Annotated in this window: 20 protein-coding genes and 2 pseudogenes; 15 read left to right on the top strand and 7 right to left on the bottom strand. The window is 64.4% G+C overall.

Annotation, left to right across the window (positions count from 1 at the left end; all coding sequences use genetic code 11):
- Positions 1-102: 102 nt before the first annotated feature.
- Positions 103-1,722, bottom strand: a complete 1,620-nt coding sequence (locus tag ACFWAY_RS34930; protein ID WP_378513754.1) for a 4-hydroxyphenylacetate 3-hydroxylase family protein — start codon at positions 1,720-1,722, stop codon at positions 103-105.
- 55 nt (positions 1,723-1,777) lie between these two features.
- Positions 1,778-2,344, bottom strand: coding sequence for a flavin reductase family protein (locus ACFWAY_RS34925; RefSeq protein WP_378513753.1), 567 nt, complete (start codon positions 2,342-2,344; stop codon positions 1,778-1,780).
- A gap of 234 nt (positions 2,345-2,578) precedes the next feature.
- Here ACFWAY_RS34925 and ACFWAY_RS34920 point away from each other — a divergent pair, with 234 nt between their 5' ends.
- A complete protein-coding gene (locus ACFWAY_RS34920; protein WP_378513752.1) occupies positions 2,579-3,517 on the top strand; it encodes an AraC family transcriptional regulator in 939 nt (312 codons plus the stop codon).
- A gap of 517 nt (positions 3,518-4,034) precedes the next feature.
- Here ACFWAY_RS34920 and ACFWAY_RS34915 read toward each other — a convergent pair.
- Complete coding sequence (locus ACFWAY_RS34915) at positions 4,035-4,784, bottom strand: IclR family transcriptional regulator (protein ID WP_378513751.1); 750 nt, start codon at positions 4,782-4,784, stop codon at positions 4,035-4,037.
- 263 nt (positions 4,785-5,047) lie between these two features.
- Here ACFWAY_RS34915 and ACFWAY_RS34910 point away from each other — a divergent pair, with 263 nt between their 5' ends.
- The 8 genes from ACFWAY_RS34910 (at position 5,048) to ACFWAY_RS34875 (ending at position 14,332) form a co-directional block, all read left to right on the top strand.
- Positions 5,048-6,439: an NAD-dependent succinate-semialdehyde dehydrogenase gene (locus ACFWAY_RS34910; protein ID WP_378513750.1), complete on the top strand. Its 1,392-nt coding sequence runs from the start codon at positions 5,048-5,050 to the stop codon at positions 6,437-6,439.
- 190 nt (positions 6,440-6,629) lie between these two features.
- Positions 6,630-8,615, top strand: a complete 1,986-nt coding sequence (locus tag ACFWAY_RS34905) for an NAD(P)-binding domain-containing protein (RefSeq protein ID WP_378513749.1) — start codon at positions 6,630-6,632, stop codon at positions 8,613-8,615.
- On the top strand, positions 8,596-10,287 hold the full coding sequence (locus ACFWAY_RS34900) for an SDR family oxidoreductase (RefSeq protein WP_378513748.1): 1,692 nt from the start codon (positions 8,596-8,598) through the stop codon (positions 10,285-10,287). The genes ACFWAY_RS34905 and ACFWAY_RS34900 overlap by 20 nt, the downstream gene beginning before the upstream one ends.
- 157 nt (positions 10,288-10,444) lie before the next feature.
- Positions 10,445-11,794 carry an MFS transporter gene (locus ACFWAY_RS34895; RefSeq protein WP_378513747.1) on the top strand — a complete coding sequence of 450 codons (1,350 nt, stop codon included), beginning with the start codon at positions 10,445-10,447 and terminating at the stop codon, positions 11,792-11,794.
- A gap of 69 nt (positions 11,795-11,863) precedes the next feature.
- A complete protein-coding gene (locus tag ACFWAY_RS34890; RefSeq protein ID WP_378513746.1) occupies positions 11,864-12,766 on the top strand; it encodes an NAD(P)-dependent oxidoreductase in 903 nt (300 codons plus the stop codon).
- Between the two features lie 88 nt (positions 12,767-12,854).
- Positions 12,855-13,184 carry a YidH family protein gene (locus tag ACFWAY_RS34885; protein WP_378513745.1) on the top strand — a complete coding sequence of 110 codons (330 nt, stop codon included), beginning with the start codon at positions 12,855-12,857 and terminating at the stop codon, positions 13,182-13,184.
- Entirely contained in the window at positions 13,160-13,498 is a 339-nt protein-coding gene (locus tag ACFWAY_RS34880) for a DUF202 domain-containing protein (protein ID WP_378513744.1), read from the top strand. The genes ACFWAY_RS34885 and ACFWAY_RS34880 overlap by 25 nt, the downstream gene beginning before the upstream one ends.
- Before the next feature lie 102 nt (positions 13,499-13,600).
- Complete coding sequence (locus ACFWAY_RS34875) at positions 13,601-14,332, top strand: TSUP family transporter (protein ID WP_378513743.1); 732 nt, start codon at positions 13,601-13,603, stop codon at positions 14,330-14,332.
- Between the two features lie 506 nt (positions 14,333-14,838).
- On the opposite strand, the pseudogene ACFWAY_RS34870 reads toward ACFWAY_RS34875, so the two are convergent.
- Together ACFWAY_RS34870 and ACFWAY_RS34865 are read right to left on the bottom strand one after the other, a co-directional pair.
- Positions 14,839-15,336, bottom strand: a pseudogene (locus ACFWAY_RS34870) (RES family NAD+ phosphorylase); the annotation flags it as partial.
- Positions 15,337-15,495: 159 nt separating this feature from the next.
- Positions 15,496-16,206 (bottom strand): hypothetical protein, encoded by a 711-nt coding sequence (locus tag ACFWAY_RS34865; protein ID WP_378513742.1) that lies wholly within the window; start codon positions 16,204-16,206, stop codon positions 15,496-15,498.
- Positions 16,207-16,315: 109 nt separating this feature from the next.
- On the opposite strand from ACFWAY_RS34865, the gene ACFWAY_RS34860 reads away from it, so the two are divergent.
- Positions 16,316-16,486, top strand: a complete 171-nt coding sequence (locus ACFWAY_RS34860; protein WP_378513741.1) for a hypothetical protein — start codon at positions 16,316-16,318, stop codon at positions 16,484-16,486.
- Positions 16,487-16,612: 126 nt separating this feature from the next.
- On the opposite strand, the gene ACFWAY_RS34855 is transcribed toward ACFWAY_RS34860, so the two are convergent.
- The gene (locus tag ACFWAY_RS34855; protein WP_378513740.1) at positions 16,613-17,065 is read right to left on the bottom strand and encodes a hypothetical protein; all 453 of its coding nucleotides are present in this window, start codon (positions 17,063-17,065) and stop codon (positions 16,613-16,615) included.
- Positions 17,066-17,529: 464 nt separating this feature from the next.
- Between ACFWAY_RS34855 and ACFWAY_RS34850 the strand changes: the two are divergent.
- The 4 genes and pseudogenes from ACFWAY_RS34850 (at position 17,530) to ACFWAY_RS34835 (ending at position 22,872) form a co-directional block, all read left to right on the top strand.
- Positions 17,530-19,568: pseudogene (locus ACFWAY_RS34850) on the top strand (TerD family protein).
- Positions 19,569-19,906: 338 nt separating this feature from the next.
- Positions 19,907-21,517 carry an ATP-dependent endonuclease gene (locus tag ACFWAY_RS34845; protein WP_378513739.1) on the top strand — a complete coding sequence of 537 codons (1,611 nt, stop codon included), beginning with the start codon at positions 19,907-19,909 and terminating at the stop codon, positions 21,515-21,517.
- 88 nt (positions 21,518-21,605) lie between these two features.
- Positions 21,606-22,592, top strand: a complete 987-nt coding sequence (locus ACFWAY_RS34840; protein ID WP_378513738.1) for a UvrD-helicase domain-containing protein — start codon at positions 21,606-21,608, stop codon at positions 22,590-22,592.
- Between the two features lie 148 nt (positions 22,593-22,740).
- Positions 22,741-22,872 (top strand): SDR family NAD(P)-dependent oxidoreductase, encoded by a 132-nt coding sequence (locus tag ACFWAY_RS34835; protein ID WP_378513737.1) that lies wholly within the window; start codon positions 22,741-22,743, stop codon positions 22,870-22,872.
- A gap of 468 nt (positions 22,873-23,340) precedes the next feature.
- Here the strand turns inward: ACFWAY_RS34835 and ACFWAY_RS34830 are convergent, their stop codons facing one another.
- Entirely contained in the window at positions 23,341-23,508 is a 168-nt protein-coding gene (locus ACFWAY_RS34830; protein WP_378513736.1) for a hypothetical protein, read from the bottom strand.
- A gap of 57 nt (positions 23,509-23,565) precedes the next feature.
- On the opposite strand from ACFWAY_RS34830, the gene ACFWAY_RS34825 reads away from it, so the two are divergent.
- Complete coding sequence (locus ACFWAY_RS34825; RefSeq protein ID WP_378513735.1) at positions 23,566-24,615, top strand: NAD(P)H-dependent flavin oxidoreductase; 1,050 nt, start codon at positions 23,566-23,568, stop codon at positions 24,613-24,615.
- Positions 24,616-24,626: the final 11 nt, after the last annotated feature.

Here is a 24,626-nt window from a genome sequence, read left to right as displayed (position 1 = left end):
TCTCGTCACGGGACACAGCCCGTGCCCGGTCGAGAAGACCCTGGTCGGGCGACGATCGGTAGTAGGGCGTCGATCGTCGCCCGTGCCGCCGGTGTTCCGGGGTTATTTGCGGCTGAAGTAGGAGACGTCGTCGTTGCCGATGAGGTCCGGGACAGTCCAGCCGTCGAGGTCGTACTCGCTCATGAACTGCTCTGCCAGGCCCTTCATGCTGGACACGACGCCGGTGGCCTGCGCACCGAACAGCAACTCCGCCTTGACGTTTTCGTGGTTGCCGGAGTAGTTGCGTTCGTACAGTTCGTGGCGTCCACCGAACTCGCTGCCGATCGAATCCCACAGTGCCTTCATGACCTTCACGCGGTCTACTGCCGGGATTCCGTCCGAGCCGCGCACGTACTTGTCGAGGTATGGGCGGATTTCTGTCGACTTGAAGTCGGCCGCCGAGGACGGGAGGTAGATCAGCCCGGAGGCGACGTCCTGTTCGATGATCTCCTTGATCCGGGGGTATCCCTGCATCATGAACATCCGGTAGGTCAGGCCGTATTCGAGCTTGGGGATGACGGTGTCGCCGATCCACTGTTCCGGGTCGCGCGCCATCGATTCGGTCAGCGACCAGAACAGGTTCCGCCAGCCGATGACTTCGCCGACGCGGGTCTGCACGCCGCGGAAGCCGCCGGCGCCGGTGCAGTCGAGGGCCTTCATCAACAGGCCGGCGATGAAGTCGAGCTTGACCGCGAGCCGGGTGCACCCCTGCAGCATGGCGCGCGGGAGGAAGCCGGACTGCGGGAAGAAGGTGTTGATCTTGTCGACGGCCCCGTACATGAAGACGTTTTCCCAGGGCACCAGCACCTTGTCGAAGACGAGGATGGCGTCGTTTTCGTCGAACCGGCTCGACAGTGGGTAGTCGAACGGTGTTCCGGTGATTGCCGCGTTCTGCGCGTAGGAGGCCCGCGAGATCAACTTCACCCCGGGTGCCCCCATGGGCACCGTGCAGATCAGCGAGAATTCCTTCTTCTTGATCGGGAGGCCGTAGTGGGCGATGAAGTTGTAGTTGGTGATCGCCGATCCGGTGGCGACGACCTTGGCACCCGACACGATCAGGCCGGAGTCGGTCTCCTTCTCCACCTTCATGAACACATCGCCCACCTCATCCGGCGGGAGTTGCCGGTCGACCGGGGGGTTGACGATGGCGTGGTTCCAGTACAGGACCTTCTCCTGGGATTCGCGGTACCAGCGTTCGGCGTTGGCCTGGAACGGCGAGTACAGCTCCTTGTTGGCGTGCAGCGTCCCGAGGAACGAGGCCTTGTAGTCGGGGGAGCGGCCCATCCAGCCGTAGGTCATCCGTGCCCAGGTGGCGATCGCGTCGCGGTCGGCGAGCACGTCTTCGGTGGTTTTGGCGGTACGGAAGAAGGGCATCGTCACGCCGCCGTTGCCGGTGTCGGTCGGACAGGTGAGGGTGTCGACGTGCTCACCGGTGTGCAGGTTGTCGTACAACCGGGCGATCATGCGGACCGAGTTGCGAAATGCCGGGTGGTTGGTGTGGTCTTTGACCCGCTCGCCGTGCAACCAGATCTCGCGGTCGTCCGTGATCGACTCGATGTACTCATCGCCGGTCATCGGCCGCGTGGCATAGGTCTGGGGTTGGTTGACGGGTGCGTCCGCCGCTGGATTGACCTGGGTCGGGTCGGTGGAGGCCACGTCAGTGACAGGGGCAGTGGTGGTCATGGTGTTTCCCTTCGATATGTCAAAGCTGTGAGGCAGTGGTGGGGAGTTGTGCGGACTACGCCGGTTGCCCCGCCATGAGGTGAAGTGGCGTGAAAGAGGTGGTCGCGTCGAACCAGCCGCTATTAGGGTCGTCCATCGACCCGTTCCACGCGGAGCCGGCGGACGGACCACCGAGGCCATGGAATTTGCTGCGGTAGAACAACAGTGGGTCGTCATTGCTGGTGGTCACATCGACGATCTCACCGATGAAGATGATGTGGTCACCGCCGTCGTACTGGGCCCACGGTGTGCAGGACAGTGTGGTTGCCGCCCCGCAGAGCAGGGGAGCGGTCGGCCCGTCAGCCCACACCGGGCCCGGTACTTGCGGACGTCCCGCGAAATGCATCGCGGTGTCCACCTGATCGGCGCCGAGGATGTTGACCGCGAACGGCGCGTCACTGAGGAACCCGCACGCCTTCGACTTGCGGGTGAGCGTCACCTGACACAGCGCGGGTTCGAGCGATACCGAGGTAAACGCGGTCACCGTCGCGCCATGAGGCTCACCGTCGGCATTTCTGCAGGTAATGACGGTGACACCGCTGGCGAACTGCCCGAAAATGTCACGTAGTGTGCGTGCGTCCATGCGTGGCCACCTGCTTTCGTTCGCTTGGCCGAGTCGACTCGACTTCGGGGTACGAACCCAAGGTATGACTGGGGTCACAGGGCTGGCGATCCACTCAGCGAAGGGGCTATCCACTCAACGCAACGAGGAAATCGCGGACCCGGTCAGGCTTTCCTGGTGATATAACTCACTAGAAGCGACGTTGTCATACGCGGCATCATCGAGGGCCGCGCTGGAGAGGTTGGTACGACTCTCGTGGAGAACACAGGCGATATCCCACCCTTCGAGGACTGGCACCACGTCCACGAAGCGGTCGCCGATGCGTACTTCCCGCACGTGATGAGGCCACTGGCTGCCGGAGCCAAACCCCATGCGTCACTGGGAAGCGTCGATCTCGGATCATGTCGCATCACGCACATGGCACTCGGCGGTGAGGTCACCGTGGTGTCGGAACACCCCGGCGCCTACGGCATCAACATCCCGGTCAGCGGAGAAATGAAGTCGGTGATCGAGCGCACCGAAGTTGTCTCCGCTGTAGGGCAGGCCACCGCATGCCCACCGAACGTCCGCACGGTCATCCCACACTGGAACGCCGAATGCCGCCTGATCGGATTCAAGATCGACGAAGACTACTTGCGACGCGAAATGGACCGCATTCTGGACCGGCCCGGACGACAACTACCCCTGCAACTCGATCTCCGCAGCGACACCGCACAAAGCTGGCTGAAATTCCTGCGTTCGACATACGACCAGATCGAGTCCAACGACAACCTCTTACGCAACGACCTGATGCTCGCCCAATTGTCCGGGGCCATCACGACGGGGTTCGTCCTCGCCGCGGTACCCGACGAGGAACCCGGTCGGTTCACCGACCGCCCCCGCATCGTAAAGCGAGTTCTCACAGCAATTCACGATGATCCCGCACGAGCATGGACACCCGGAGACATGGCCGAGATAGCGGGAGTCAGCGTGCGAAGACTGCAACAGGCATTCCGCGAGTACGTCGGGATGACGCCTTTCGCCTACCTGCACGACGTCAGGCTCGAATGCGCACACACGGACCTGATCGTATCGGCACCACCAACAACGGTCCTGGACATCATATTCCGTTGGGGCATCACCCATCCGGGACGCTTCGCGGCAGAATACCGACGCAAGTATGGCGTCTCGCCCTCACAAACTCTCACGAACTAGGTTCGTGTGTCCGGCCTTCCGGACCGCAGCCTTCGCTCGCTGGTATCGATTCCGGGCGGGGGATGTACCGTTCACCGGTAGGGTACGCAGTCCGCGTCCACCAGCATCGTCTCTGGTGTGCGGCAACGCAGCCACCGCACAACGCGTACCGCAGGACGGATCGTGTTTTGTACTGATAACGGTAACCGCGGCCGACATGACGGTAATTCAGAACACCCCGCGGCCGACCGGATCGTCCACGCGGCGTATCAGTCCGCCCGCTCGATCGACAACCTCGGTTGTTGATGGTGCGGCGTAATGCAGAGCCACGGCGCCCGTCCCAAAGCGCAGTGGTTCGGTGGAGTGGCAGACGACGTGCAGTGCACGGAGTTGCTGGGAGTCGCACGCGCAGTACGCGGTCGCGCGGCAGCGACGCAGCAGCGAGGAGTGTGGCCGAGCAGGTTTGCCCGGTCGGTCGGGGCGCTCTCGGTCCGATGGTCTGTGGGCGCCACGGCAGCGAAGGCACTGTGGAAGTGCCTCAGCTTCCGATGAGACGGACTGCCAGTCCTGCATTGACGCGTTGCACCGTCCGCTGAACGTAGCTGATTGCCCAGGGCAGGCGGGGCTTCGTCAGTCGCATGGACGGTCCGGACAGGGATACGGCTCCTAGTGGTTGACCCGCCGGGGTTTTCACCAACATGGCGACCGCATTGACTCCTCGCTCAGCTTCGCCAAGGCTCACCGCGTAGTCCCGGTAGCCCTTCATTGCGCGGCGAAACTCGTCGAGATCGGAATATCCGCTTTCGGGGGGCGGGCCGTCTGGGTAAATCGCGAAGAAGGTGTTGTCGGGCAGCTCCGCGAGGAAAAGTTTGCCGGCGGCTGCGATGTGTGCCGGTATCAAGCCTCCGACCCTGCTTCCCACGCGTAGTGGCTGAGTGGCTTCGACGCTGTCGATGATCTTGACCATCTGCCCTTCGAGGACGATCAGGTGGGCCGTTTCGTCCGTTTCGTCGACAAGCCAGTCAAGGTGTGGCCGAACAAGTTCTTTCAGTTGCGTCTTGTTCAGGCCGGCCGTATTGCCTGCTGTTCCATCGTGGCTGTATGTCTTGTCGTCGTTCTGGCGAGCGAAGCCGTTGGCGCACAGCGTGCCGAGGAGCCGGTGTGCCGTCGACCGCGCCACGCTGAGATGGTCGGCCGCGTCGCTGACACGGACTGCGTCCTGTTGTTGCAGGTAACGCAGCAACCGCAGCACATTGTCCGCCGAAGTGTAGGTACCAGGATTCGACATAGAGGAATTCTATCTTCAACTATTCCTCTATGACTAATCAGGTACGTAACGTGGATCACGCGCAAGCGAGACCGATGACCGAATCCACCCGACGACGTGGGTGGTCGATCAACGTCCGGCTGTAACCGGAGGGTGGCTGCTTGCCAATTGTGTGGAAAGCAATGGAACGGAACCGATTCGGGCCGTTCTCCTGCACCTCGAGACGTTCGCCGCCCTACGGGGAGTGCCGATGGTTCGAGATTTGGTTCGAGGAATCGAGGATCATGAGTTATTACGCCAGCATCAACCCGGCGACCGGTGAGCGTGTGCGGGAGTTCGATCGTGCGACGGACGCGGAGATCGAGTCCGCATTGACCGGTGCGGCCACGGCGTATCGGGAGTGGCGCGAGGTATCTGTGGCCGAACGGGCCGACACTCTGCGACTGCTCGCGAAGGCCTGGCGTGACCATCTCGGCGAACTCGCGCCGATCCTGACCGTGGAAGTGGGCAAGCCGATTTCCCAGGCGCGAGCCGAGGTCTCGCTGTGCGCCGACATCTTCGAGTATTACGCGGACCAGGGGCCCGTCTTCCTCGAGGACGAGGTGCTGTCGATTGCGGGTGGGGGGACGGCCGTCGTGCGCACCGAACCGATCGGCCCTCTCATGGGGGTGATGCCGTGGAACTTCCCCTACTACCAGGTGGTCCGTTTCGCCGCACCGAACCTGATCTCGGGGAACACGCTGGTTCTCAAGCATGCACGCAATTGCCCGCAGTCGGCACTCGCCATCTGCCGGATGTTCGCAGTTGCGGGGTTGCCGGACGGCGTGTATGTCAATGTGTTCGCCGACAGTGGGCAGGTGGGGCGGATGATCGCCGACCCCCGTATCCGGGGGGTATCGCTGACCGGCTCCGAGCGGGCCGGATCCGCCGTCGCCGAGATCGCCGGCCGGCACCTGAAGAAGTTCGTGCTCGAGTTGGGCGGGTCGGATCCGTTCCTCGTGCTCGACGACACCGATCTCGACGAGGTGGTATCGGCAGCGGTCGACAACCGCCTCTACAACGCCGGACAGGCGTGCACGGCGTCGAAACGATTCCTCGTCCTGGATCAGGTGTACGACCGATTTCTGACGAAATTCACCGAAGCGATGGCCTCCGTGGCGCCGGCCGACCCCACTGATCCGTCGACAACGTTGGGACCACTCTCGTCCCCCGGAGCGGTCGATGAACTCGACGAACAAGTCGCCGACGCGGTAACGAAAGGTGCACAACTCCTCACCGGCGGTCACCGCCCGCAAGGTGGGGCCGGCGCCTTCTACGAGCCCACCGTTCTGGCGGGAGTGACCCCGCAGATGCGCGCCTACCACGAGGAACTGTTCGGACCCGTCGCCGTCGTCCATCGGGTGCGCAGCGAGGACGACGCGATCGCCGCGGCCAACGAGTCCCCGTTCGGTCTCGGCGCAGCCGTCTTCACCGGCGATCCCCAGCAGGCCCGACGAGTCGCCGAACGACTGGACGTGGGCATGGCGTGGATCAACGGCACCAGCAAGAGCTCACCCGATCTGCCGTTCGGCGGTGCCAAGAGTTCGGGAGTCGGCCGCGAGCTGGGTCGATACGGAATCGACGAGTTCACCAACAAGAAGCTGATCCGGACCGTCCGCTCACTCACGGTCCGGTAACGAGAACCTACGAACGGTCGGCCACCGCAGCTTGACCGAGTCGCCGCAGAAGAGCAGCAAAATCGTACGGAACACATTCGATAGCAATGCCTTTCGCCTTCACTGACGTGTTCGCGAAGGCGCCACATCCAGACTTCCCAGTCCGCGGTTGCCGAAACTGCAGAGCGGGTGTCGACGAAAGGGTGCAACCATGACGATCAGAACCGCGTTCAAGTCCATGTCGGTCGCCGAGCTGACAAGAAAGCTCGCGTCCGCGGAAACCGCCTCGTTGCTCCTTGCCCTGGTGGAGATGACCGGCGACACCGCACCGCTCGACCGGTGGGGCAAGTGGATCCAGGGTCCGACACCGATCAATGCCGAGTTCCCCACGGCCGAAGCCGAGGAAATCCGGGCTCAGGTCGCCGACCTGCTGATCGAGCGGGGGGCACAGACAGAACGTCTTTCGGAGGATTCGGAGCGGTTCCGGGCGCTCACCGCGGCCGCGACCGACAGGGTGATACCCGATGCGGAGAAGCCGCTGGTACTGAAGGAAATGGGCCTGCTCGACGAGGCGTTCGTCGACTGGAGCGCCGTACGACCGGATCGTGCGGACCAGTTCCCGGTCGTGATCATCGGTGCCGGCATGTCCGGGATCGCCACCGCGATCCACCTCGAGCGGATGGGGATTCCGTTCGTCGTGCTCGACAAGAACGACGAGGTCGGCGGCACCTGGTTGGTCAACACGTACCCGGGATGCGGGGTCGACATCGCAAGCCACTACTTCTCGTTCTCCTTCGCGCCCAAATCCGACTGGAGCCGGTACTACGCGAAACAGCCGGAGATCCTCGCGTACCTGAAGGACATCGTTCGCACCTTCGGTATCGGCGAGAAGATCGAGTTCCGCACCACCGTTCAGTCGGTTTCCTACGAAGAGGCCACACAGGAGTGGGTCCTCGAAATCCGGACCGGCGACGGACCGGCCCGAACCATGCGAGCGAAGGTGGTTGTCAGCGGTGTCGGCGCGCTGAGCACACCCTCCGTCCCGGAGCTTCCCGGCCGAGGGGAGTTTCGGGGAAAGGTGTGCCACTCGGCGGAGTGGGACCCGACCATCGACGTGACCGGTAAGAAGGTCGTCCTGGTCGGGAACGGGGCGAGCGCCAACCAGATCGGCCCGGCGATCGCACCTGATGTCGAAAGACTGACGGTGCTGCAGCGCAGCCCGCAGTGGGTCAACGGTGTCACCGGGTATCTCGACTCGGTCCCCGAGGACGAGAAGTGGGTGCTCTCGAACATTCCCGCGTACGAACGGTGGTTCCGGGTACGGACCATGCTCTCGATGAACGACGTCATGCGCCCGGCGGCAACTGTCGACAAGAACTGGGACGGGCCCGAGGGAACGATCAATGAGGCTAACGAGAAGCTGCGTGAACGCCTGATCGGCTACATGAGATCCGAGCTCGGGGAGCGGCAGGATCTGCTGGACCAGATGGTGCCGGACTTTCCCCCGATGATGAAGCGGATGCTCCGCGACAACGGCTGGTGCCGGATGTTCCGTCGCCCGACCGTCGAGCTGGTGACCGGGGCGGCCAGCCGGTTCACGGAGAACGGCATCGTCGACGAACACGGCCGGGAGCACGAAGCCGACATCATCATCTTCGCGACCGGTTTCACGGCGGCGCGCATGCTCTCGTCCTACGAGGTCGTCGGCCGTGACGGGGTCTCCATCCGCGACGTGTGGGGCGAGGAGGACCCGCGCGCCTACCTCGGGCTCACGGTCACCGGGTTCCCCAACCTCTTCATCCTGTACGGGCCGAACACGAACATCGGTGTCGGAGGAAGCATCTTCTTCCAGGCCGAGGCCCAGAGCACCTGCATCGCCCGGCTGATCCGCGACATGATCGAACGCGGCGCCTCCAGCGCCGAGGTCCGGCAGGACGTCTTCGAGGACTACAATCGCCGCCTCGACCAGGAGATGGAGACGCTGATCTGGTCGCTTCCCGTCGGTACCACCTGGTACCGGAACTCGAAGGGCAGGGTCACCGCCAACATGCCCTGGACCTCAGCCGACTACTGGAACATGACCCGGTCCACGTCTCTGGACGACTTCGTCGTGCGTTACCACGACGACGAACGAGGAACCGCACATGCCGACGACATCTACCGGGAGTTGGACAGCGATGTCGCACGTACGCACTGACCTGACCACTCCACGGTTCTTCGCCGAACGCACCACGCCGGCGATGAACCCGGACACCGATACCTGTGTCGTGTTCATCCACGGCCTCGGCGGCAACTCGATGGTCCACCATCCACTGCAGGAAGCCGTCGCCGGTATCCACGCCACCGTCGCGATCGACCTCATCGGTCTCGGCCGGAGCCGGCACCGTGTTCCGGAATCAATGGAGACCTGGGTCGACCAGATCCAGGAGGCCGTGGCCGCGGCGGGACGGTTCCAACACCTGATCCTCGTGGGACATTCGTTGGGCACCTTGATCGCTCGTCATGTCGCGGCCCGCGACGCGCGGGTGGATGCGCTGGTGCTGTTCGGTCCGATCACCGCCCCCAGCGACGAGCAGCGCCCGGTCTTCACCTCGCGGGGGCAGGCCGCCCTCACCGACGGCATGCCCGCCGTCGCGGACAATTTCGGAGTCGCGAGCCTCGCCGCGCACACCCTCGCCGGCAAGCCGCTCTCCGTTGCCCTGGTTCGGGAGTTCCTCCTGGGACAGGACCCCACCAGTTACGCGGCGTGCTGCGCGGTCATCGGTGCCGCCACCGAACCCGGTGCTCCGATGGCCCAGGCATGCCGGGCGTTACTCGTCCGAGGATCCGACGACAGAATTTCCTCGCACGAGCTGGTCTTCGCCGTTGAGCACGGCCTGCGTCCGGCACAGACGCGGACCGTCGTCCTCGACGGAGTCGGACACTGGCCGCAAATTGAATCCGTCGATGTCTGCACCCAGCTGCTCCTCGAACACGTTCACAGCACACACCCGCTTGCACACCCGGCCACTGAGCCGAACACACGAACACTTTCATCGAAACGGAGAAATGACATGAAGGACCTCGAGGGCAAGGTCGCCATCGTGACCGGCGCCGCCCGCGGAATCGGACTCGATTACGCCCTTCGGCTGGCCGAGCGGGGCGCAAACATCGCGATCTGCGACCTGAACCTGCAGTCGGCGCACGAATACGAGGAGGAGTTGAACCGTCTCATCGACGGCGATCTCGAAAAGACGCTGCGCCAGTGGGGAACCGATGTGATCCTCGAACAGGTCGACGCCACCGATCGGGACTCACTCCAGAACTTCGCCGACACGGTGCATCAGACCTGGGGACGCATCGACGTGCTGGTCTGTAATGCCGGCGGCGGCGGCAACTTCGCCGCACAGCGGCCCTCGGAAATCGACGAGTCGGCGATGCACGCGACATTCGAGCGGAACATCTTCTCCACGATCCACACCGTCGCCGCCGTCGCTCCCTACATGAAGCAGCAAAAGTCCGGAAAGATCATCACGATCTCGTCCTTCACCGGGACGATGGTCCTCGGTGACGGACACGGCGCCGACTACGCCGTCGCCAAGGGAGCCGTCGCCCACTACACCCGCTGCCTCGCGCAAGACCTCGGCCCCGCGGGCATCACGGCCAACGCGATCGCCCCCGGTTTCATCGCCAGCGGTCAGTTCAAGGCCCGGCTCGGCGCCGCCGACCCGAAGCGTCTCGAGGAGTGGATCAACATGAGTGCCCTCCGCCGGCTCGGTACCCCCGAGGACTGCGCCGACCTCGTCGAGTTCCTCGTAGGACCGAAGTCCGACTTCATCACCGGCCAGGTCATCTGCATCGACGGCGGCATCACCCGCTCGGCGCACTGACCACCGAACCATCCTGCACGACGGACCTTTCGTTCGTGCCCTGACCTGCACCGCGGTGGAACCCACCTCGTCACCGATTTCACCACCGAGCCCGACACAATGACGATCCACCTGCACGGGAGCACCGTGTGGGAGACGATATGACAAGGAATGTCCCATGACCACGACAAGTCAGACGAGTCAGGTGAAGCCGCCAGCACACCCTGAACGCTCGACTCCGAGCACAGCACGCGCGTGGGCGGTGGCGATCGTCCTCTTCGTCTTCATGCTGCTGAACTGGGCGGACAAGGCGATCCTGGGGCTCGCCGCCGAGCCGCTCATGACGGAACTGGGTCTGTCGGCCTCGCAGTTCGGCCTCGCGAGCAGCGCCGTCTTCTTCCTCTTCGGTCTCTCCGCCCTGTTCACCAGCACACTGTCGGACCGAGTCGGAACCCGCCGCCTGCTGCTCGTCATGGCTGTGCTGTGGTCGGTCGCGATGGTCCCGGTCCTGCTCGTGCCGACGCTCGGAGCGCTCATCGCCGGTCGCACCCTCCTGGGAGCCGCAGAAGGCCCCGCCTCGCCGCTGGCCAGTATCGCAGCCATGAAATGGTTCCCCGCGGAGAAACGGACCCTTCCGGTCTCCATCGTCGTCACCGGCTCCCTCATCGGCCTCGCCGTGGCCGCGCCGACGCTGAGCTGGGTGATCTCGAACTGGGGATGGCGTTCGGCGTTCATCCTGATGGCCGGCCTCGGACTGATCTGGGCCCTGGTCTGGCTTGTCGTCGGCAAGGAAGGCCCGTACCTCTCGGCGGACACCGCTGACGAGGCGGACGCGGATGCGGAGTCGGTCAACACCGTCAAGCTGCCATGGTGGAAGCTCCTCTGCACGCGGACGTGGCTGTGCTTCACTCTCGGACTGTTCGCCGCCTACTGGACCTCCGCGCTGCTGCTGAGCTGGATACCCCACTTCCTGACCTCGCAGCTCGGCTTCTCGGCGGTCACCGCCGGTAACCTCTTCGGCGGTGCAGCGCTGCTCTGCGCGATCGCCATGCTGCTGCAGGGCTTGATCGGTGACCGCGTCATGTCCCGTGGCGGCTCCAGCTGGATCGCACTCGGTTGGGTCAGTGGCGGTGCGGTCCTGACCAGTGGAATCGCGATGCTCGTCTTCGCTGTGCTGCCCGGACACGGTGTCGTGAAGATCGTTGCGATGCTGGTGGCGTTTTCGTTGTGCCTGGCCGTGGGAAGCGCGGCACCCAACGCGATCGCCCACATCATCCCGTCTCAACAGCACGGGTTGGGGCTGGGTTCCTACATCGCCTTCGGCACTTCTGCCGGGGTCATTGCGCCAGCTTTCACCGGACGTGTCCTCGACCTCGCAGCAAGTGAGAGTGATGGGTACTTCATTAGCTTCGTCGTCTCGGGCGTGCTCATGGTGGCGGCCGGCGGGATGCTGATCGCACTGGGTAACCCGGACCGGGACCGCAAGCGGTTGGAGGCGGCTTCCACGAAGCTGAGCCCGACTGCATAGCCACAGCCGTCTCGATCCGCTCCGCCACGCGCATTCAGACGCACAGACACCCTCAGAAGAGAGTCGTACATGAACGAGAAGACAAAGGTCGTGTTCGCCGGTCTCGGGATCATGGGATTCCCGATCGCGAAGAGAATCCACGAGGCAGGGTTCGACCTCACCGGAGTGGACAACTCCGAGGCGGTGCGCGCGAAGGCCCACTCCGCGGGGATCCGAATGACCGAATCACTTATCGAAGCCGTCGCGGACGCCGACATGGTCCTGATGATGCTCCCAACAGTCGAGATCTCCCGCCTGGTGTTCGACGAGGTACTGGCTCATGCCCCGGCGGCATCGAAACTGGTGCAGCTGGGCACGATCGGATACGCCGAGGCCGTGCGCGAGGCCGAGGCGGCCCGGACGAAGGGGGTGACCTACCTCGATGCACCGGTCATCGGCGGGGGTGCTCCGGCCGCCGAGGCCGGCAACCTGAAGATCCTGGCAGGCAGCGATGGGCCGATCCCGGCTGGAACGGAGCAGTTGTTTCGCTGCTTCAGCGCCCACACCTTCCACCTGGGCATCCCGGGCGCCGGGCAGATGACCAAACTCGTCCACAACACCCTGCTGGCCTCGATCGCGACGTCCACGGCGGAAGCATTCGCAGTGGCACGGGGTTTCGGCATTGATCCAGATGTGGCCTGGGACGTCTTTCGCTCGTCCTCGACTAACTCGTTTGCGCTCGAGTGGCTCTTCGCGCCGGCCCTGAAAGACGACTACAGCGGCGGCGCGAAAGTAGACATCCTCCTCAAGGACCTCCGGCTGTTCATGGACGCGCTCGAGGTTCGTGACCCCGGCGACGTGGTCAAGCACGGTCGCGGGGCGCTCGAGCTCTACGAGGACTGCCATCGGCTCGGACATGGACAGGACGACATCGCCGTCGTCTTCAAGGTTCTCGGGGAGCGCGCCACGGCCGGAGATGGTCTGGGGGCATAGCCTTTCCACGCCTATCGGCCACCAACCACCCCGCAAACTCCGCGCCGTCCGCATCGATGAACTTCGCCACCGTCATTAGGAAAATATCGTGATCGACAGTGAACCCGACTACCGCTTCACGCTCGCCAACGAACGCACCTTCCTCGCCTGGATCAGGACGGCATTGGCGCTGCTCGCTGCAGGTGTCGCCGTAGGTCAGTTGTTCACGGCGACACACGGCGAATCCCTCCAACAAGTGCTGGGAATCGTGTGCATCACGCTCGCGACCACGATCGCGCTGGGTGCGTTCGTCCGGTGGCGGCAGGTGCAATCAGCGATGCGACGGGGTGACCCCCTACCAAACTCCTCCATGGTGCGACTGACCGTGGGCGGGGTCTGCGCCGCGGCCATAGTGTGCGGGACCTTGGTCCTCACGTGAACCTTGCGGACGGCCGAGATCCGGGACTTCAACCCGAACGGACCACTCTGGCGTGGCGACGCACCCTGCTCACCGCAGGATGCACGCTCTTGCTCTGCCTACGCGCGGCGACGACCGCGTCGTCGCCCGCTTTGCTCGGCGTCGTCGGACTTGTGCTGTTAACGGTCGGCGTCCTGGCGTCGTGTTCGATTGTGCGAGCTCGCCGCTATCGGAGAAATCCCCACGATCCGCGCCCTATGCCCGACCTCGGCCCGGCGGCCGTCAGTGTCTCAATGGCGTTGGGGGCAGGCGTTTATCTTGCCCAACTGCTCTGAACAGGTTCGTGACCGACCGGTCGGCGAGTCGAGTACCCGAGCCGGTCGCACCGCATCCAGCGTGCCAGAAACTGATCGGTGCGAAAAGGAAGGAGAGATGGCGTGGTCGTGGAACAGTTGTTCCTGGGAGCAGTGGTCGTCGCGGTTGCGGCCGCGATCGGGGGAGTTTCGGGTTTCGGGTTCGCTTTGGTCTCGACCCCGCTCTTCCTGCTGATCGGCCTTCCACTGCCCACGGTGGTGGCGATCAACTTGGCTTTCGGTATGTCGACCCGGCTGACCGTTGCCGTTCAGTTGTGGCGGGAGATCGACTACGGCCGTGTACTGACTCTTCTCGTCGGCACTGTGCCAGGGATAGCTCTCGGGTGGCTCCTTCTCGAACACGTGGACACGGCCATTCTCAAAAAGGGGGTGGGAGTCGCCGTTCTCGTGGCGGCACTCGTGTTGGCGACGTCGCGGCCTACTGGCCGACGGTTCGGGCGTGCAGCAGCATCCGGGGTCGGCGCCTTGGCCGGTGCGCTGGGCATCGTCGCATCGTTGAACGGAGTGCCTCCTGCGGTCATGTACGCCCATGAAGGGCGCAGTGCGACCTCGACACTCGCCGACCTGGCCGGTTTCCTTGTGGCCTCCAGCATCCTGTCGGCTGTGGTGGTTGTGATGAGCGCACCCCGCGACACCGGGACCATTCTGATCGGAGTGGCCTGTTGGTTGCCGGTCGCATTGGTTGTAACAGCCATCAGTACCCGCTTTGCGCGGCGATTGCCTGCGGCGACCTTCCGTAAGGGAGTGATTGTGCTGATCGCTGCGGGAGGTCTGTCCGTCCTGCTCTCAAGCTGATCCGCGGCTGTCGATGACAGTGCCCGCTGGACGCCGCGGCCGCGATCACCGTTCCGACGAGCTCGTTCGTGGCAAGCAATCCAATGTGGTCAGCATATCGGTTGGTCGGATTCGCTCCGAAGTCGGTGGTCGTCCGACCGAATGCCGTCCGCAACCCCCCGGTTGGGCCGCAAACGAAGTGCTTGAGGTCAACGCGAAGCCCCGCGCATCCCCTCGGTTCTAGACGATTGAAATAAGTTGTGAAATACAGATATTCAATGTTCTGTGCATAGCCAGTTAGCGAACAGTTCATCGATGGTCCGGCGATTCCGGTGGCCAGGTGAGGTGCGCTGCGCGACATTCTTGGGACGGCGGCCGAATCTCCCTGCGTGGTCCACGCGCACGCTTTCTCGGGACGGCGGCCCGCACTGACGGATCGCTCACAAAGCCAGAAGCGACTACTTGTCGAGGCGGTACTCATTTCCCTCGGTGTCGTTGTGTCGGGCGGGCGTTCACACTGTTCGAGTTCAGGTGGGGGAGAGGATGGCGCTGTGGTCGGCGATGATGAGGGCGACAAGGTCGCGGCCGGGGCCGTGGTCGAGGGGCAGGGGCGTGGTGGTGGGGTCGAGGGTCAGGTCGGGGTGGGGTGTGAGTGCGGGGTCGGTGGTGAGGATCCAGGCGAGGGTGTCTTCGTTGTGCCGGGGCCGGTAGGCGAGGCCGTCGAGGTCGGGGTCGGCGGTACGGATGGCGTTCGCCCACCGGCGGGTGGTGACGTAGTGCCGGGCTTCGCATTTGGTGAGCCAGAGGTCTTGCCCGATGACCGAGAGGTGTGGGCCGTGGAGTGCGGCGACGGTGAGGGTGCGGGTGACGGTGAGGGCGGTCAGGGTGCGGCCGGTCACGGCGGAGGCGGGCACGATCCGGGTGATCGTAGGGTCCAGGGGGAGGTCCCGGCAGATGGTTTCGGCGATCGCACCGTCGGGGCTGTCGGCGATATAGAGGTAGCCGTAGCTGCGGCCCGAGGGAGTCGAACCGGCCGCCGGTGAGTTCGTCGGGTTGGGCGGTCGGGTTCGGGGCGTGCGGGGCGCGGTGGCTGCTGTGCACCCGCCACACCACCGTTCCGGCGGTGAGCACGGTGCGGTGCGCCGGCCGGAGTAAACCTGCGGCCGGTGGTTCGATGTTCGGCATCAGTCGGGCAGTACCGCGGCGGCGAGCCGCTCGAGCTTGTGACCGGTAGCGGGGTCCGGGTCGGCGGCGAGGTCGGCCGGGGTCTGCCCCTTCGGTAGCCGGGTGGAGGGGGTCAGCCACCACGACGCCACCCCCCAGGGGTCGGCGGCCGCACCGAGGGTCGTGTTGATCGCGGCGACTGTTTCGCGGACCGAGGCGGTGGCCTCGTCGAACTGGAATGCCGGGTACCGGTAGCTGTTGCCCACCGGGAGGGCCACAACCTTGCCGGTGGTGCGGAGCCGGGAGGCGACGGTGCGATCGGATGCGGGCCGGTGCAGGACGGCGGCGACCTGGCCGGCGGTGAGCATCGGGTGGTCGAGGATGTGCCGGCGGGCGGCTTGCTCGAGGTCGGCTTGTGCGATGGCGTCGTCGACGAGGTCGGCGCCGATCCGGGTGGCCTGGGTGCGGTCGGTCAGGGTCGGTGCCATCGCGAGCAGGGCGGTCACCTGATTGCGGACCAGGTGCATCTCGGGCCGGGCGGCGAGTTCGGAGGCGACGACGTCGATCAGTTCGGGGGTCGACAGATCCGACAAACGTCGTTCGTCCGGCGACGGAGCGGCGTGCGGGCGGTCGCCGGCACCGGTGTAGCGGCCGGTCGTGGTGTCTCGGCGCAGGCGGTAGCCGGCGAGCTTGTGGTGTCGCCTCGGAGGGATCGAGCGGTGGGTCGACATGAGCACTCCTTGCTACGTTTGCACCGCAATCTTACATCGTTGCTTTCGTTGCGGCGAGGAAAGGAGGCGCATGCAGTTGATCACCGCCCACTCAGGGCAGAATGCGACCGTGAGCGATCGAACCGCTGCAGACGTCGAGCGTGAACTCGCCATGCTCGCCTACATACGCGGCCGACTGCGGGCTTCGGAGGGCGAAGATTTCCGCATCCCGACCGCTGCCGTCGATCAGGTTCTCGATGAGTTCAACAGTCTCGAACGATCACCCCGAGATCTCACCTGATGCCGTGCAGGGCCCGGGGTGCTGGTCACCGGTGTGAAGGGGTCGCGCCCCGGTGACGTTCACCGGGGGTCTGGCATGCGTTGCCACGTCACCCCTGCTCCGGGAAACCAGCCCGCATTTACTCGGTTAGGGCACAGTCCACATGCCCATCCCTGGCCAGAATGTGGTGCTGTAGGGGATGCCCAGGGTGATGGTGGCGACGAGGACACCGGACCCGGTCGCGGCGGCGACCGGCGGCGGTGATTGTGGGGAGGTGGATGCTCGCACCTCGGTATCCCCGGTCGCGCCGGTGGTGAGGTTGCGCCAGTGCACGGTCCCGGTGCATCCGGTCTCCATACGGAAGTACGTGAGACCCGGTGTTGCGGTGTCGGTTCGCGCGATGACGCGGCCCTGGCAGACGCCCATCCACGTCGCATACTGAAACGACAGCGTGTTGCCGGCTACCGGCACGGGCAGAACCGTATCGACCGGTGCCGCTGACACAGTCGGTGCACCGACGATCGCAGCAGTCAGCGTCGCCAGGGTGGCGATTCCGGCCGCGAGAAGGCGCAGCAGACGGGGTCGCGATGAATCCTTCATGACCGGTCCTCTCGGGTGATGTGAGGCCATCTTCCGCCGGACAGCCACCACGGTTTGCCGGAATCACGGACTCCATGGCGACGTCGGCGCGATGCGGCGCCGGCGGCAAGGCCGAGGCGGTTGTCGATCGGGGGCGGAATTGCTGCAGCGCGCGCATCTTCTCCGAGGTGCGGCCCGACCGCGCGCCACGCGCTGAGCCCGCGTCGATCGGATTTGCCACCACGCGGGCTCACTTCTTCTGATGTGCAGTGTCATTCACATAGATGACACCGGTTGGCTCGGGAGAATCGGCCCGTTTACGCCGTGCGGGTAGGCGATGGCGCATTGTTTGCCGGGTGATGTCCGAGGGTGTAACGAACCGATTAGTATGCGCAGTTGATGCGACGGACGTCGGTAGCCGGGCTTCGGCTTTTGTCCGGCCGCGCAGGGTTGGTGCGGTTCCGGGTCGAACGAGGGTGGTTCTGGTGGAGTTTCCGATGCTGTCCAAGGGACAGAATTTGTCGCTGCCCGCTGAGGTGGAGCAGATCGATGTGGTGCTGGGGTGGACCGAGTCGGAGGTCGAGGTCGATGCGTCGGCTTTGCTGCTGAATTCCGGCGGCAAGGTCCGCTCCGACGAGGATTTCGTGTTCTACAACCAGCCCGAGTCGACGGACGGGTCGATCCGGTTCCTGGGTACGAGCGGCACCGAGGAAGGTGCGCAGGCGAGGATCGCGATCGACCTGTCCGCCGTGCCGGAAGACGTGCAGACCGTGGCCTTGGTCGGCAGTGTCGCCGACGGCAGGTTCGGTGATCTCGGAAAGCTCGCTCTGCGTGTCGTCGACGGGGCCGGGTACACCCTTGCCGAGTACGTCACGGCCGATGCCACAACCGAGTCGGCGTTCGTGTTCGGCGAGGTGTACCGCCGCAACGCCGAGTGGAAGATCCGGGCGGTCGGGCAGGGCTGGGAGTCCGGACTGGCGGGTTTGGCCACGGACTTCGGCGTCGACATCGACAACGAGCCGGATCTCGAACCCACCACCGGCGATGACTCATCCGGCAGTGTCGAACCCGCTGCGCCGCCGCACGGGTCCGCCGGTGAGACCACGCAACTGGTGCCCGAACTGCCCACCCCACCCACCGCACCGGCGACACAGGCGAAGCCGAGGACCCGGGGTGTCCGCACCGCCAAGCGAGCGGTGAGAAAGTCGAAGCCGATCGAATTCACCCTCGCCGAACAGGACACCTGGCAGCCGGCGCGGTTGTTCTCGGTCATCGGTGTCGGGACCGGTGAAGAACAGGAGCGCAGGGCCACCTCCGCCTTGATCGCCACCATGCAGGCGGTGCGCCCCTTCGCACGCGCGGTGTGCGCCCGGATAGGGGCCCCGGTCGGGGTCTTCGAAGGCTACGTGGAGGTGGCGTACGAGCGGGGTGAGAGCAAGGTGATCCCCGACGCGGTGCTGAAGGTCTCCCGCGGCGCCAGGGTGTGGACCGGCCTGCTCGAGGTCAAGACCGGCAACGGCAAGCTCACAAAGGAGCAGCTCGAGAACTACCTCGACGTGGCACGGAAGAAGAAGTACGACGTGGTGGTCAGCCTGTCGAACGACGTCCCCGCCAGTACCGGGGAGTTGCCGGTCGAGGTCGACCGCCGCAAGCTCGCCAAGGTCGCGCTGCGCCATCTGTCGTGGGCGGAGGTGGCGCACGAGGCACGGATGTTGCTCTCGCACGGCGGTATCGACGACGACCTGCAGGCCTGGATCCTGGCCGAGTTCCTGCGTTACCTCGATCACCCCCGCTCCGGGGCGGCCGAGTTCGTCGACATGGGCCGGCACTGGGTGACCGTCCGCGACGCGGTCACCACCGGCACCCTCCGCGCCGGCGACCAGAAAGCCGCCGCCGTGGCCGACACCTGGGTGTCCCTCTCCCGTCATCTCGCGCTGTGCTGACCGCCGAACTCGGTGTCACCGTCAAACACATCCTGCCCCGCCGTCACGGCAGCGACCCGGCAGCCCGCAATGCGGCGGTAGCCGAAAGGTTGGCCACCGACGGGGTGTTCGAAGCGGTGCTGCGGATCCCGGAAACGGCCGGGGATCTGGTGGTGATCGCGGATGTGCGCACCAACAAGATCCGCTGCCGCACCACCGTGGAGGCACCGAACGAGGGAACCTCCGGTCGTCGACTGTCGTGGCTACTCAGGCAACTCAAGGACGTACCCGGTGACGTTCAGGTCGAAGCGGTGTTCTCCGAGCGCGGCAACGAAGCCTGCGAGCACCTCGACACGGTGCGAGCGGACCCGAAGGTACTGACCAATGGGCGCTCCGGGGACATCGTGTCCTTCTCCCTCGAACAAACCTTCCCGATGGGCGGCCGGCGGTCGGGCACCGCGGCGAGCTTCATCACCAGCGTGACGTCATCGACCGACGCGTTCTACGGCGCGGTGGTTCAACAACTGCGGGAATGGGTGCCGGCAGCACCGAAGCAGGCCGACCAATCACCGCGCGACGCCCTCGATTCTGACGGCGAGTAGCAGACCCGGAGCGAGCAGATCGCACGTTCACGCCCAATGCCGGACCTACGCGACGGTGCACGCACCAATGCGATTGTGGCCGCGAGCACGTACCAACGGAACCGATTCGGGTGGGGCAAACCCGTGGGGCGCGGAAGCGACCCGTGCCGGTCGGGTCATCGGCGTGAGATGTCAGAGGACTGCACTAAGTTGCGGACAAGCTTGGCCACCTGATGCGCACCTCGGTGCGAGAGAAGAGAATATCCGCAGCATGACGATGACACCCATCTGCCAACCGCGGTACTCAAGCGCGTCGATGTACCGCACCAAGACGCTTGCTGAGACGGACGGAACCTGGCGTGATTGAAAAGGTGCGTATCAGCGGCTACCGCAAATTTCGCGATCTCATGTTCGAACCGCACCCGCGCTTCAACATTCTCGTCGGAGAGAATGAGGCCGGGAAGTCGACGCTTCTGGAGGCCATCGGCCTCGCGCTTACCGGTCGAGTCAACGGGCGTGCGGCTGCCGAGGAGTTAAATCCGTTCTGGTTCAACCAGGAGAACGTCGATGAGTTCTTCCGTGATCGACAGGCCGGCATACCTGTTGCACCACCGGAGATCAGGATTGAGATCTTCCTCTTGGATCGGGAGGAGTTCCAACGCTCGCTGTTTGGCGCGCACAACTCAGATACGCCGACACGCGAGTGCGCGGGCGTCTGCCTACGAGTCGTCCCTAATCCGGAGTACTCAGTGGAGATCGAGGCACACCTCGACTCCGACAGCTCGATTCTGCCGGTCGAGTATTACAAGGTCGAGTGGTGCTCGTTCGGGGACATCGTGCTTACGGCGCGTCCGAAAGAACTGACGACCGCGATCATCGACTCTCGGACTATCCGGTCGAGCAACGGTGTCGACTTCCATCTGCGGCAGATTCTCAACGGGCACTTGGCCCCGGAGGAGAAAGCTGCTGTGTCGCTCGCCTTTCGCTCGGTCAAGGAGAAGATGACCGCCGACCATCTGCAGGACGTCAACAGCAAGATGGCACAGCTCGAGGGTGCTCTCGACGATAAGCAGCTTTCACTCGCGATGGATCAGTCTGCGCGCGGCTCGTGGGACACGAGCGTGGTTCCTCACGTCGCCAAGCTTCCATTCGCGATGGCCGGCCAGGGACAACAGGCAGCGATCAAGATCGCGCTGGCAATGGGAAATGAAGCCAGTTCGGCGCGTGTCGTGATGATTGAGGAGCCGGAGAATCATCTCTCCCATACGAGCCTGAATATGTTGCTCCGGCGGGTGGAGGACCTAGCCGGCGGTGATCAGCAATTGTTCGTCACCACCCACAGTTCTTTCGTGCTGAACCGCCTCGGTATCGACGGGCTGATGTTCATCTCAAACGGGCATACCGCCTCGATGAAAGAACTCACGCCGGAAACGGTGGCGTACTTCAAGAAACTCCCTGGATACGACACGCTCAGGATGGTGCTCGCTCAGCGTTTCGTTCTGGTGGAGGGTCCCTCTGACGAGATCCTGTTCGAGAGGTTCTATAAGGACGACCAGGGCCGACGTCCGATCGAGGACGGCATCGACGTGATCAGTATGCGAGGACTTTCCCTTCAGCGTTGTCTCGAACTGGCCAATGCCCTCGTCAAACGTTGCGCAGCACTTCGGGACAACGATGGTATCGAGCCTGCCGAACTTACTGCTGGTCTCGATGACTGGACCGACGACGTTGCACGGCGGGTCTTCATCGGGGACGTGTCGCTCGGCAAGACGCTGGAACCGCAGCTGCTATCGGCCAACCCGGACGAGCAACAGATGCGTCGGGTGCTCGGCGTGACTGATAGGGCTGACCTATTGACCTGGATGACCAACAGTAAGACCGAGGCAGCGTTGCGAATCGCTCAGACTGAAGAAAAGTTGGCGGCACCCAAGTACTTCACCGAGGCGATCGAGTTCATCAGTGGTCGCTAGCAATCACCTAACACTCGCGGTCGCTGGATCACGCAAAACGCAGGGCATCGTGGGTAAGTGCGCTGCAGCTGACCAAAGCGACCGTATCTTGGTCCTGACCTACACGAGTGCGAACCAGAATGAGTTGCGCACTCGACTCGCAAGATTCGCAGGCGACCATCCCAACATTGAGGTGCGAGGATGGTTCTCCTTCCTGCTCGACCACTTCGCGCGGCCCTTTCTGCCATTCCTCTTTGCTGGTAAGAGGGTCAATGGCTTCGACTTCCACAGCCCTCCGCAGCAGTACTCAAAAAACACGGATTGGGCACGCTATTTCAACGAGCACGGCGAGGCGCGGAAGGTCCACCTTCCGCAACTGGCGGTTTGTGTCGAGGCTGCGTCAAAGGGTGCAGGAATCAGGCGGATCGAACGTCTCTACGATCGGATCTTCATCGACGAGACCCAGGACTTGAGTGGATACGATCTGGAAATCTTGAAGCTTCTGATGCGGTCCGATGTCCCGATCGAAATGGTTGGTGACATCCGACAGGCCATTCTCGCGACGAACGACCGAGAGCGCAAGAACAAACAGTACATGTACATGGGCATCTGGGCGTGGTTCCAGGCCGAGGAGAAAAAGGGTCGGCTGACAATTGAGCAGCGATGTGAGACTTGGCGCTGCTCACCCGCTATCGCGCGGTTTGCTGATTCTCTATTCGGCGACGATTGGGGGTTCGCGCCAACAGTGTCGCTGAATGATCGCGTGACCGGACACGACGGGATCTTTCTGGTCGCGCGCAATCAAGTCGACAGCTATATGGAGCGATACGCACCTCTGCCGCTGCGATACTCCGCCGGCTCAGGCAAGCGATTCGAGCACCTGGACTTCAGGACCTTCGGTGAGGTGAAGGGACTCGGACGTGAACACGTCTTGATCTATCCGACCGGCGCGATAATGAAGTTTGTAGAGCAGGGAACCGCACTCGCACAGCAACAGGCAGCCCGCTTCTACGTGGCCGTGACTCGCGCTGAACAGAGCGTTGGGATCATCGTCGACAAGCCGGTGCGAAGCACGTATCCCTTGTGGACTCCGTAGCACTGAGGGCAGGTAGATGCTCAAGATGCCCTTGGTCCGGGCGACGATACGCGGCGGGCGCCGCTGCGTGCCCTGGGTCTGATCGGGATCGGGCGGAACGGAGGCGTGGTCTGCCCGGGGGCAAACCAAGCTGTCCGATCGTGGGCATGTGGTGAACACGTCGTCGGCCTTCGGTCTCATGGCGGCGCCGGGGTATTCGGCGTACAACGCTGCGAAGTTCGCGGTGCGTGGGTTCACGGAGTCGCTGCGCCAGGAGATGCAGGCGGTGGCCACCGGGTGAAGGTGACGTGTGTCGTTCCCGGTGGTGTCCGCACCTCGATCGCTCGTACGGCCGGTCATGCGGTGGGCGTCGATGGTGACGAGGTTGCGCGGTCGTTCGAGGACCGTATCGCGAGAACGGACCCCGGCGAAGCTGCGCGGGTGATTCTGCGGGGTGTGGAACGGGGCGAGGCGCGGGTGTTGGTGGGCCCGGATGCTCGGGTGGTTGATGTGGTGACCAGGGTGCTCGGGCCTGCGTATCAACGGTTGTTGCCGGTGGCGGCGCGTTTCCAGAGATGAGGTGTCCACCCATAACCGCGGAGACGGCTCGGCACCCTCGTCCGTTAGCTGAACCGGTCGGTGATCGCACTGATCAGCAACCGTCGGCGGCAGGCAGTATCGACGTCATTCGTCGCCAATGCGAGAGGGCCAGGGCAGTTCTGGGCAGTGCACGGACAGTAAACCGCCTCCCATCACCTGTACCAACGTTTCACGGCAGTGAGTTTGCGCGCACCACGAACATCCGCCAGAGCAGGGAACCGCCCCGAGACTGCGTGATCTGCAGCCGCTGCTTGGTGTCCTCGCGGGCGGGTTCGCCGCCGGGGCGGGATCTTGATTCGCCCGCGGCCGCCCCGCTGCCGCGGGATACTAGCGACATGCGGACTGTGTTGATTCTCGGCGCCGTCGGGTTGGTACTCGAAGAAATGGAGTCCGCGTGATCCTCGACGACATCGCTGCGCCCATCGTTCTTGCCCCGATGGCGGGCGGGCCGTCCACGCCGGCACTCACCGCGGCCGTCGCCGAGGCGGGCGGGTTCGGCATCCTCGCCGGCGGGTATCTGAGCGCCGGCACACTGGCGCAACGGATTGCACAGACACGGCAGCTCACCTCGGCGCGGTTCGGTGTGAACCTGTTCGCGCCGGGGAAGCCGACACCGGTCGAGCAGATCGCGCCGTACCTCGACGAGCTCGCCGCGACCGGAGCCGAAGTCGGCGAACCGCGTTTCGACGACGATGACTGGTCCGCCAAGCTCGACCTACTTGTCTCCGATCCCGTTGCGGTGGTGTCGTTCACGTTCGGCTGCCCGTCGCCGACTGAGATCGAGCGACTGCACGCCGTCGGGTCCGAGGTGTGGGTCACCGTCACCTCGACCATCGAGGCGCAGGTCGCCGTGACTGCGCGCGCGGACGTGTTGATCGCGCAAGGAGCCGAAGCCGGCGGGCATCGCGCCACGTTCCTCTCCCGTCCGGGCGACGATCTCACCGACCCGATCGGCCTGATCGCGTTGATGCAGTTGTTGCGCGGCACCGTCTTCCCGGTCCCCCTGGTGGCCAGCGGCGGCATCACCACTGGCGCTGGGCTGGCCGCGGCGCTGGCGGCTGGTGCAGCCGCCGCCCAGCTCGGAACGGTCTTCATGCGCTGCCCGGAGGCCGGTACCTCGGCGGTGGTGCGCGACGCACTCACCAGGGGGCGGCCGACCGCGCTCACTCGGGCGTTCACCGGACGGTGGGCGCGTGGCATCCGGAACCGATTCCTCGACGAGCACACCGCCACCGCACCCGCGGCCTATCCCGAGATCCACTACGCGACGTCGCCGCTGCGCCAGGCCGCCCGTGAGAACGGGGACGGTGAAGCGGTGAATCTCTGGGCCGGGCAGGCCTACCAGCTCGCGAAGGAGCGGCCCGCTGCAGAGGTGGTGCAGCGCCTGGTCACGGGGTGCCGCGTATCGCTCGAGGCGGCGGCGAACCGGATCTCACCGCCGTGACCTCGTCTTCG

It is taken from the genome of Rhodococcus sp. NPDC059968 (assembly GCF_042738615.1).
In the GTDB taxonomy this organism is placed as follows: domain Bacteria; phylum Actinomycetota; class Actinomycetes; order Mycobacteriales; family Mycobacteriaceae; genus Rhodococcus_F.
Note: the sequence above shows the minus strand (reverse complement) of the source record. Positions and strands in the feature narration are given on the sequence as shown.

Bases quoted from the DNA above. Each gene is read 5' to 3' on its own strand.
- ACFWAY_RS34930 (WP_378513754.1), bottom strand. From the start codon at position 1,722: ATGACCACCACTGCCCCTGTCACTGACGTGGCCTCCACCGACCCGACC.
- ACFWAY_RS34925 (WP_378513753.1), bottom strand. From the start codon at position 2,344: ATGGACGCACGCACACTACGTGACATTTTCGGGCAGTTCGCCAGCGGT.
- ACFWAY_RS34915 (WP_378513751.1), bottom strand. From the start codon at position 4,784: ATGTCGAATCCTGGTACCTACACTTCGGCGGACAATGTGCTGCGGTTG.
- ACFWAY_RS34910 (WP_378513750.1), top strand. From the start codon at position 5,048: ATGAGTTATTACGCCAGCATCAACCCGGCGACCGGTGAGCGTGTGCGG.
- ACFWAY_RS34905 (WP_378513749.1), top strand. From the start codon at position 6,630: ATGACGATCAGAACCGCGTTCAAGTCCATGTCGGTCGCCGAGCTGACA.
- ACFWAY_RS34900 (WP_378513748.1), top strand. From the start codon at position 8,596: ATGTCGCACGTACGCACTGACCTGACCACTCCACGGTTCTTCGCCGAA.
- ACFWAY_RS34895 (WP_378513747.1), top strand. From the start codon at position 10,445: ATGACCACGACAAGTCAGACGAGTCAGGTGAAGCCGCCAGCACACCCT.
- ACFWAY_RS34890 (WP_378513746.1), top strand. From the start codon at position 11,864: ATGAACGAGAAGACAAAGGTCGTGTTCGCCGGTCTCGGGATCATGGGA.
- ACFWAY_RS34865 (WP_378513742.1), bottom strand. From the start codon at position 16,206: ATGTCGACCCACCGCTCGATCCCTCCGAGGCGACACCACAAGCTCGCC.
- ACFWAY_RS34855 (WP_378513740.1), bottom strand. From the start codon at position 17,065: ATGAAGGATTCATCGCGACCCCGTCTGCTGCGCCTTCTCGCGGCCGGA.
- ACFWAY_RS34830 (WP_378513736.1), bottom strand. From the start codon at position 23,508: ATGTCGCTAGTATCCCGCGGCAGCGGGGCGGCCGCGGGCGAATCAAGA.